Below are 8631 nucleotides of genomic sequence, written 5' to 3'. Positions count from 1 at the left end.
ATAGTGATTGAAGTGTTTATGATCAGGCAAATATCAATTTTATTCCATCTCTTTTTTGCGGACGCTGGCGATGAAAAATCCATCCCCACCGAAATCCTGCGGAAAAATTTGCGTCCGGTACCCGTCCACATAATTCTCCATTGCTTCCGGCACATGCAGCGGATAAGGCTCAAAGCCCGGGTGCTGTTTCAAAAACGTTTCAATGGTCCCTTCATTTTCTGCGCGGTCCACCGTGCAGGTGCTGAACACCATAATGCCATCCGGCTTCAACAACCCCGCCATTTCCTCTAAAATTGAGAGCTGCACGTGTTGGAGCGTCTTCATATCTTTTATGTTTTTTACATATTTAATATCCGGCTTCCTCCGCACAACGCCGAGCCCGGAGCACGGCGCATCCACCAAAATACGGTCGAAAGATTCTTTTTCAAAATGCTGCCCTGCTTCCCGGCTGTCCATCACAACCGCTTCAATCTGGCTGAGCCCGAGCCTTTCCGCGTTTTCACGGATCAGCTTGATTTTGTGCGGATGCAAGTCAAGCGCGGTAACTTTTCCCGTTCCTCCAAGCTTTTCTGCAATATGGGTCGTTTTTCCGCCCGGCGCCGCACAGCAGTCGAGAATATGCTGTCCTTTTTGGATATCAAGTGCATATGCGACTGCCATAGAGCTTTCATCCTGGATCGTGATCAGGCCTTCTTTAAAACATACCGAGCGGGCAAGGTTTCCTTTCAACGACCGGACAGCTTCCGGGATCACCGGGCTCGGCTCAATTTTAAAGCCTTCGCGCCCGAGCCTGTCGACAACTTCTTCTACTGATGCCTTATTCACATTTACCCTAGCTGTTTGGACGGGAGGCGCCAAATTGGCTTCACACATCTCTTTTGTTGTCTTATAGCCGTATTCTTCCAACCATCTTTCAACAAGCCAGCGCGGGTGGCTCGTGGCCACAGACAATCTTTCAATCGGATCTTCTATTTCTTTAAAACTTGGGAGTCCCTTTCTTTGTATGGCCCGCAAGACCCCGTTGACCATCCCGGAGATCCCCTGATGGCCACGCTTTTTGGCGATTTCCACTGCTTCAAAAATGATTGCGCGGTCAGGGATTTTATCTAAGTATACCATTTGGTATAAAGACAAGCGCAACAAAATCCGCACCCATGTTTCGATTTTTTTCCGCAAAAACGGGGCGAGGAAAAAATCAAGCGTCTGTTTTCTCTGTAAGGTCCCGTAAGCAATCTCTGTTAAAAGCCCTGCATCCGGACCGGCAAAACCGTATTTTTCAATATAGCTGTTCAGCATCAAATTGCTGTACGACTGGTTTTTTTCCACAGTTTCCAAAAGTTCAAGGGCTGCTTCGCGGACGTTTTTCCTTACTTTATTCATCTTCTTCTCCAAATTTCATGCCGGCAGAAAAGTTAGAGCCGGCGCCGTTTAAAAATCGTGCTGCCGGCATCTTTTTCTTTCCGGCAGGCTGTAATTCTGTAATTTTTATCCCGGTCGTGTTACCTGTTGCAACGACAATCCCGTCCTTTTGCAGCTCAACGATTACACCCGGATCCATTTTTTGTGGAAGCGCCACTTTTTCGCTTTTCCATATTTTAATGGTTTTCCCGCCGAGAACGGTATACGCTACCGGCCAAGGGCAAAGGCCCCTGATCTGGTTATAGATGTCCTCCCCTGTTTTTTCCCAATTGATTTTTTCCTGCCCGCGCGTAATGTTATAGGCAAAAGTCGCTTTTTCCTCGTCCTGAGGAATGGCGGTAATTTCTTTCGCTAGGATTTTCGGAAGCGTCTCGGATAAAAGTTCCGCCCCAACTGCGCTCAGCTTCTCATGCAGCGTGCCGACATCATCGGTTTCATCGATGTCAACTTCCCTTTGGCTGATGATATCACCGGCATCAAGTTTTTCCGCCATATACATGATCGTAATGCCCGTTTTTTTCTTCCCCTGCAAAATGGCGTAATGGATCGGGGCCCCGCCGCGGAGCTCCGGAAGCAATGAAGCATGGACATTGATGCAGCCGTAAGGGGGCGCATCCAGCAAGGCTTTCGGTAGGATCTGGCCGTATGCGCAAGTCACAACCACATCCGGCTTCAATTCCAAAATCGGAGTGAGACTTTCCGACAGCCGCAGCTTTTCAGGCTGGTACACCGGAATATGGTGTTTTTCCGCTTCCACTTTGACAGGTGGAGTCGTTAATACGTGTTTTCTCCCAACCGGCCTGTCCGGCTGCGTGACAACACCGGCAATTTCATAACCATCGCGGATGAGCGCCTTTAAGACCGGTACGGCAAAATCAGGCGTCCCCATAAAAACAACTCTTGTCATTCGGCATCCGCCTCCTCAAACGTTAAATCTTCCTCATCAACATACTCGATAATTTTTGAAGTAAACAAAACGCCGTGCAGATGGTCAATTTCATGCTGCAAAGCGCGCGCCAGAAAATCTTCCGCTTCAATGATGAACGTTTTCCCCTGGGCGTTTTGTGCTTTCACTTTTACATAGTAAGCGCGCGAAACGGTACCGTAAACGCCCGGAAAACTCAGGCAGCCTTCTACATCGGTCTGTTCACCGCGCCTTGCGATGATTTTCGGGTTGACCAAATCAATTCTGCCGGTTCCATCTCCAATATCCACAACGGCAATTTGCTGCCCGATGCCTACTTGCGGGGCGGCAAGGCCGACCCCGTACGCTTCCTGCATCGTTTTGTACATATCATTTAAAACCGCCTTTAAAGAAGGGCCGAATTCCGTGACCCGTTTGCATTTTTTCTCCAAAATGGCGGCAGGGTATTTCACGATCTCCATATGAATCTCATCACTCGTCCCTTTTACATCATCATATTAGGATTGACATCAATCGAGATGCTTAATCCTTCCGAGGCAATTTGATGCTGGAAATGCTCCAGCAAAACGGTTAATGTTTCTTTCAGCCGCGTTTCCCGTTTGTATTTTATCAAACATTGGTAACGATATCTATTTTTCATCCGCGGGATCGGGCATGCTGCCGGGCCGAGAATTATCGTCCCGTCCGACACGCGCGACCGCACAAAGCGGGTGATTTTCTCCGCCGCGGATACGGCCTTCATCACATTTTCGTGGCTGACCGTAATCAAAGTTAAATAGTAGAAAGGCGGATACGACCCCATTTTGCGCATCATCATTTCCTGACGGTAAAAACGCCCGTAATCCTGCTCACCGGCGAATTGGATGCTGTAATGCTCAGGCGTGTACGTCTGGACGACAACTTCCCCTTTCAATTCATGCCGCCCAGCACGCCCGCTCACCTGCGTCAGAAGCTGGAATGTTTTTTCGGAAGCCCTGAAATCAGGCAGGTGCAGCATTGTATCGGCATTTAACACGCCGACAAGGGTGATGTTCGGAAAATCAAGCCCTTTGGCAATCATTTGCGTCCCGAGCAAAATATCGGCCTCCCCGTCCGCAAAACTTTTCAGCATCCGCTCATGTGCCCCCTTGCGTCCGGTCGTATCGACGTCCATCCTGATGACGCGTGCTTCCGGCAAAAGTCTGCCCAACTCTTCTTCCACTTTCTGCGTACCTGTCCCGAAGTAGCGGATGTGGGGGCTTCCGCATTCCGGGCAGGCAGTGGGTACAAACGTTTCATATCCGCAATAATGGCATTTCATTTCGTTCGTGGACCGGTGGTAAGTCAGTGATATATCGCAGTTCGGGCATTGCAGCACATAACCGCAGTCCCGGCACATGACAAAGGAGGAATATCCCCTTTTATTCAGAAGCAAAACAGTCTGCTGCTTTTTCTCAATCCGATCCTTCAGTTTCCCGAAAAGTTCCTTTGAGAACATAGAACGGTTGCCCGCGCGCATTTCTTCCCGCATATCCACAATAGAAACTTTCGGGAGCGGGTGGTTGTTCATACGTTTTTCCATTTTCAGCAATGTATAGACGCCTTTTTGTGCGCGCGCAAACGATTCAAGCGACGGCGTGGCGCTTCCGAGAATGACCGGACAGTGGTGGTTCCGGCTCCTGAATATTGCCACGTCCCTGGCATGATAGCGCGGATTGTCTTCTTGCTTGTAGCTGTTTTCATGCTCTTCATCAATAATGATGATGCCGATATTTTCAAAAGGAGCAAAAATCGCCGACCGCGCCCCGACGACCACTTTTGCTTCTTTTCGGGTGATTTTTCGCCACTCATCATATTTTTCGCCGATCGAAAGGCCGCTGTGCAAAACAGCAACGTCATTTCCAAAACGGCTTTTAAAACGATGGACCATTTGCGGCGTCAGCGAAATTTCCGGGACAAGCACAATCGCTTCTTTTCCTTCATTGAGCACTTCCTGGATCGATTGTAGGTAGATTTCCGTCTTGCCGCTTCCGGTTACCCCATAGAGCAAAAAAATTTCGCTCCTTTTCTCATGGATGGCGGAAAGAACCGGGGCAATCGCCTGCTTTTGTTCGCTTGTCAAAGTATGCGGAACGCTCCTTTGAAAATTCCGGTCTGCATATGGATCCCGGTACAATTCTTCGCTTGTTTCTTCCAGCCACCCTTTTTGGAGAAGGGTTTTGATGACCGACGGGGACACGCCGGAAACCTCGGCCAAATCACTTACGGTTGCCTTTATTTTCGGATTTTTCATGAAAAATTCTAGCACTTGCTTTTGTTTCCTGGCATTTCCCGAAATTTCTTCAAACCGCCTTCGGATTTCTTCTTCAGAAAGCGGGCAGGAAATCATGCGGACGGTTTTTTTATTGGCTTTGTTCTTCACTTCGTAGACGACCTCAACCGTCCCGTTTTTCGCTTCTTTTTGCAAAAATGGCAAGAGGCCGCGCTGATCGGCTTCTTTCCAGTCGATTTCATCCTTCTTTCCAAAAACCTCGTCGAGAAACGGGTTCTGATGTCCATCCATCCTCCGCACCCGTTTTTCGTACTTTGCTTTCATGGCTGCCGGCAGCATCGCCTGGTAAGCGGAAATTTTTAAACAAAGTGTTTCGCTTGCGAGCCAGTCCCCGAGCGCAAGCAGTTCTTTATTCAGGACAGGAGCGAGGTCCTGCGGTTCAATGATTTCACGCAAATGCCCAACTTCGGTGCTGCCCTTTATGCCGGCCACAAACCCCTGTACAGTCCGCGGGCCAAAAGGAACGATAACCCTCATGCCAGGCTGGATCACATTTTCCCATTTTTCCGGAATAAGATAGTCAAAACATTTATCCGTCTGCATGGCCGGAACGTCTACAATGACACTTGCAATCTTCATTTTCCGCCGTCCTTTTCGATCTCGTTGCAAATTTCGCGTAAAATTTCCCTTGCTGTTTCATGTTTGGACAGAAGCGGAAGTTCCCGTTTCGAGCCGTCCCGTTTAAAAATCGTAACAATATTCGTATCCCCGGCAAAACCGGCCCCCTGCCGGCTGACATCGTTGGCGACGATCATATCGGCACGCTTCCGTTCCAATTTATCCAGGGCATATTTTTCCAGATTGTCCGTTTCCGCGGCAAACCCGACCAAAAACGGCTTGTCCGCTTTTTCGCCCAATTCTTTTAAAATATCTTTTGTCCGCTTCAGTTCGAGCACAATGTTGCCCGGCTGCTTTTTCATTTTTTTATCCAGTACATTTACCGGCGTATAGTCCGCAACCGCAGCGCTTTTAATAATGATATCCGCTTCCTTGTAGCGTCCCATTACAGCTTCGTACATATCCGCCGCGCTCTCCGCTTTTACCACTTCAGCGCCGTGCGGGGCTTTTAAATTGTCCACACTTGTGACAAGCACAACCTTTGCACCCATTTTTGCGGCTTCGTCAGCGATCGCAAACCCCATTTTTCCGGACGAACGATTTGAAAGGAATCTTACAGGATCGATTTTTTCGATCGTCGGGCCGGCAGTAACGAGTACGGTTTTCCCGAATAAAGGTTTAGTCGCCCCTCTGAAAAAATCTTCAATGCGCGCGGCGATTTTCTCCGGTTCTTCCAATCTCCCTTTTCCGGTATAGCCGCAGGCAAGATGCCCTTCTCCCGGTTCGATCAAATGGTATCCAAAGCTTTGCAGCATTTCCATATTGCGGCGGACAACCGGGTGACCGTACATATGTACATTCATTGCCGGCGCCACCCAAACCGGCGCAGTGGTTGCCAATATTGTCGTCGTCACCATGTCATCAGCGATCCCGTTCGCCATTTTTCCGATGATGTTGGCCGTTGCCGGCGCGACAAGTACAAGATCGGCCCAGTCGGCCAAATCGATATGGGCAATTTTCTCCGGATGTTTTTCATCAAACGTATCCGTGTACACATCGTTCCGGGAAAGCGCTTGAAACGTTAAAGGCGTGACGAACTGACAGGCCGATTTTGTCATGATCACCTTTACGACCGCGCCGGCCTGCGCCAGTTTGCTAGTGAGCGCAGCCGCTTTATATACGGCAATGCCGCCCGTGACGCACAATAATATTTTTTTTCCTACCATCAGTAAGCCCCCTGTTTGGATTCTATCGGTAAATCATTCAGCTATGTTCATTCTAGCAAAAAAGCAAATATAAGAAAAAGGGCTGACGCAACTCTGGCCAGTCCCTGCTAAGCGTTTCATTTTCCATCCCATTCCGGCGCCAAAGCCGGGTCCTGCTTTCGGATTAGGAAGCCGGTTCATCTTGTTTAATCCGAAGCGCGCCGACATAAATTTCTTCAAGCGCCTTTCCTACATTTTTATCCGAAACATATTTTTCCAGCACTTCATTATGGTGTTCCTGCAACTCGCGAGCGCGTTTTGCCGCAATTGTGACAAGGGAGTATTTCGAATCGATGATTTTCAGCAGTTCGTCAATGGATGGATAGAGCATGTTCATTCAACCTCCAAAAGTTTTTTATACAGCTTGGCGACGCGCGAAGTTCGGCAATGTTCAGCAACGACAATTGCTTTAATTTTTTCGCAGGCGTTCTCTATTGTATCATTTTCCACGACATAATCATACAAATTCATCATTTCAATTTCTTTGCGGGCTTTCTCCATGCGGCCGCGAATCAGTTCCGCAGATTCCGTACCTCGCTGTGTAATCCGCGTCTCCAGCTCGGAAAGGCTCGGCGGCGCAAGGAAAATAAACAGGCCGTCCGGAAATTTTTCACGGACCTGTTTGGCACCCTGCACTTCGATTTCCAGAAAAACATCTTTTCCGGCTTCAAGCGTTTCCTCGACATAATCAACCGGCGTCCCGTAATAATTACCGACGTATTCTGCATACTCAAGCAGTTTTCCCTGCCTGATCAGCTCTTCAAATTCTTCGCGTTCTTTAAAAAAATAGTCCACCCCGTCAATTTCGCCTTCCCGCGGTTTTCTTGTCGTCATCGAGATGGAATATTCAAATTTCGTATCCGGCTGCGAAAAAATCGCTTTCCTTACTGTCCCCTTCCCGACACCGGACGGGCCGGATAACACAATCAGCAGTCCTTTTTTCTCCAATTCTATACCTCCTCGCCATCTGTTTCCCTGTCGCTGACACGGTGCGCCACCGTCTCCGGCTGCACAGCGGAGAGAATCACATGGCCGCTATCCATCATAACCACTGCGCGGGTTTTTCTTCCGTAAGTCGCATCAATTAAAGTGCCGCGGTCCCGCGCATCCTGGATCAGCCGCTTAATCGGGGCCGATTCCGGGCTCACAATCGAAATGATGCGGTTTGCCGAAATGATATTGCCGAAACCGACATTAATGAGTTTTACCAATTTTATCCTCTCCCCACTCGCCATTGATATAGTACAATTTCATTCTATATTTTGTACTTGCTCGCGCATCTTCTCAAGCACCGACTTCAGTTCCACAACGGCTGTGGAGATGGCGGAAGCATTCGCTTTCGAGCCGATCGTATTGACTTCCCGGTTCATTTCCTGGATCATAAAATCCAGCTTCCTGCCAATCGGTTCATGAAGCGCCAAAGTCTCACGAAACTGCAGCAGATGGCTCTCAAGCCTTGTGATTTCCTCATGAATATCGGATTTTTCGGCAAACAGCGCCGCTTCCTGCACAATTCTCGCTTCATCCAGCTGGCCGTTTGTGATTTCCTGCATCCGTTTTTCAAGCTTTAACATGTATGTATGGACCAGTGTTGCAGCGTGCGCTTTTATTGTTTCCAACAGTTTTGAAAGGGACTGAAGATGGTTTTCCAGATCCCGCTGCAGCTGGGCTCCTTCTTTTTCGCGCATCAACCTCAACTGCCCGGCCGCCTCCCTGCAGGCCTCCATAACAAGCGCGATAATCTCTTCATTGTCCTCTTCTATTTCTTCTATTGTAACTAAATCTTCGTGATTTAATAACTCACGGATGCCAAAACCTGATTCAATTCCGTATTTATCGCGGAGCCGGCTTAAAAACCGGTGATACTCATCGAGCAAATCCCAGTCGACCCGCAGCTGCCGCTTGACAAGCCCCTCGCCTGAGATCGTGACAAATACATCCACGCGGCCACGCTGGATATAGCGGCCGATGATTTTCTTCAGCTGGTCTTCTATTTTCACAAGCTGTTTCGGCATTCTCATTTGGTATTCGCAAAAGCGATGGTTGACAGACTTTATTTCTACCGTCACACTGAACAACTGTGTCTGCTGCCGCCCCCTGCCGTAGCCCGTCATGCTTAAAACCATCTTCTCACGCCCAATCTTATAACATCT

Annotated in this window: 9 protein-coding genes; all 9 read right to left on the bottom strand. The window is 48.8% G+C overall.

Going from position 1 to position 8631, the window contains the following annotated elements; genetic code table 11:
* Positions 1 to 39 precede the first annotated feature (39 nt).
* The 9 genes from rsmB to GBH70_RS10850 all read right to left on the bottom strand — a co-directional run bounded on the left by rsmB (position 40) and on the right by GBH70_RS10850 (position 8604).
* Positions 40 to 1380, bottom strand: coding sequence for a 16S rRNA (cytosine(967)-C(5))-methyltransferase RsmB (gene rsmB, locus GBH70_RS10890; protein WP_151681068.1), 1341 nt, complete (start codon positions 1378 to 1380; stop codon positions 40 to 42).
* Positions 1373 to 2326 (bottom strand): methionyl-tRNA formyltransferase, encoded by a 954-nt coding sequence (gene fmt, locus GBH70_RS10885; protein ID WP_151681067.1) that lies wholly within the window; start codon positions 2324 to 2326, stop codon positions 1373 to 1375. Before fmt ends, rsmB begins: the two co-directional genes overlap by 8 nt.
* Positions 2323 to 2805, bottom strand: a complete 483-nt coding sequence (def, locus tag GBH70_RS10880; protein ID WP_151681066.1) for a peptide deformylase — start codon at positions 2803 to 2805, stop codon at positions 2323 to 2325. Before def ends, fmt begins: the two co-directional genes overlap by 4 nt.
* A gap of 23 nt (positions 2806 to 2828) precedes the next feature.
* Positions 2829 to 5234: a primosomal protein N' gene (gene priA / locus GBH70_RS10875; RefSeq protein ID WP_151681065.1), complete on the bottom strand. Its 2406-nt coding sequence runs from the start codon at positions 5232 to 5234 to the stop codon at positions 2829 to 2831.
* Entirely contained in the window at positions 5231 to 6439 is a 1209-nt protein-coding gene (gene coaBC / locus GBH70_RS10870; protein WP_151681064.1) for a bifunctional phosphopantothenoylcysteine decarboxylase/phosphopantothenate--cysteine ligase CoaBC, read from the bottom strand. The genes priA and coaBC overlap by 4 nt, the downstream gene beginning before the upstream one ends.
* 163 nt (positions 6440 to 6602) lie before the next feature.
* Positions 6603 to 6809, bottom strand: coding sequence for a DNA-directed RNA polymerase subunit omega (gene rpoZ, locus GBH70_RS10865; protein ID WP_151681074.1), 207 nt, complete (start codon positions 6807 to 6809; stop codon positions 6603 to 6605).
* Between the two features lie 2 nt (positions 6810 to 6811).
* Positions 6812 to 7426: a guanylate kinase gene (gene gmk / locus GBH70_RS10860; protein ID WP_151681063.1), complete on the bottom strand. Its 615-nt coding sequence runs from the start codon at positions 7424 to 7426 to the stop codon at positions 6812 to 6814.
* Positions 7427 to 7428: 2 nt separating this feature from the next.
* Positions 7429 to 7713 carry an extracellular matrix/biofilm regulator RemA gene (gene remA, locus GBH70_RS10855; RefSeq protein WP_151681062.1) on the bottom strand — a complete coding sequence of 95 codons (285 nt, stop codon included), beginning with the start codon at positions 7711 to 7713 and terminating at the stop codon, positions 7429 to 7431.
* A gap of 15 nt (positions 7714 to 7728) precedes the next feature.
* Positions 7729 to 8604, bottom strand: a complete 876-nt coding sequence (locus GBH70_RS10850; protein ID WP_151681061.1) for a YicC/YloC family endoribonuclease — start codon at positions 8602 to 8604, stop codon at positions 7729 to 7731.
* Between the last annotated feature and the right edge of the window lie 27 nt (positions 8605 to 8631).

Source organism: Weizmannia acidilactici (assembly GCF_008974225.1).
Classification (GTDB): Bacteria; Bacillota; Bacilli; order Bacillales; family Bacillaceae_C; genus Weizmannia; species Weizmannia acidilactici.
This window is presented reverse-complemented; position numbering and strand designations above follow the sequence as displayed.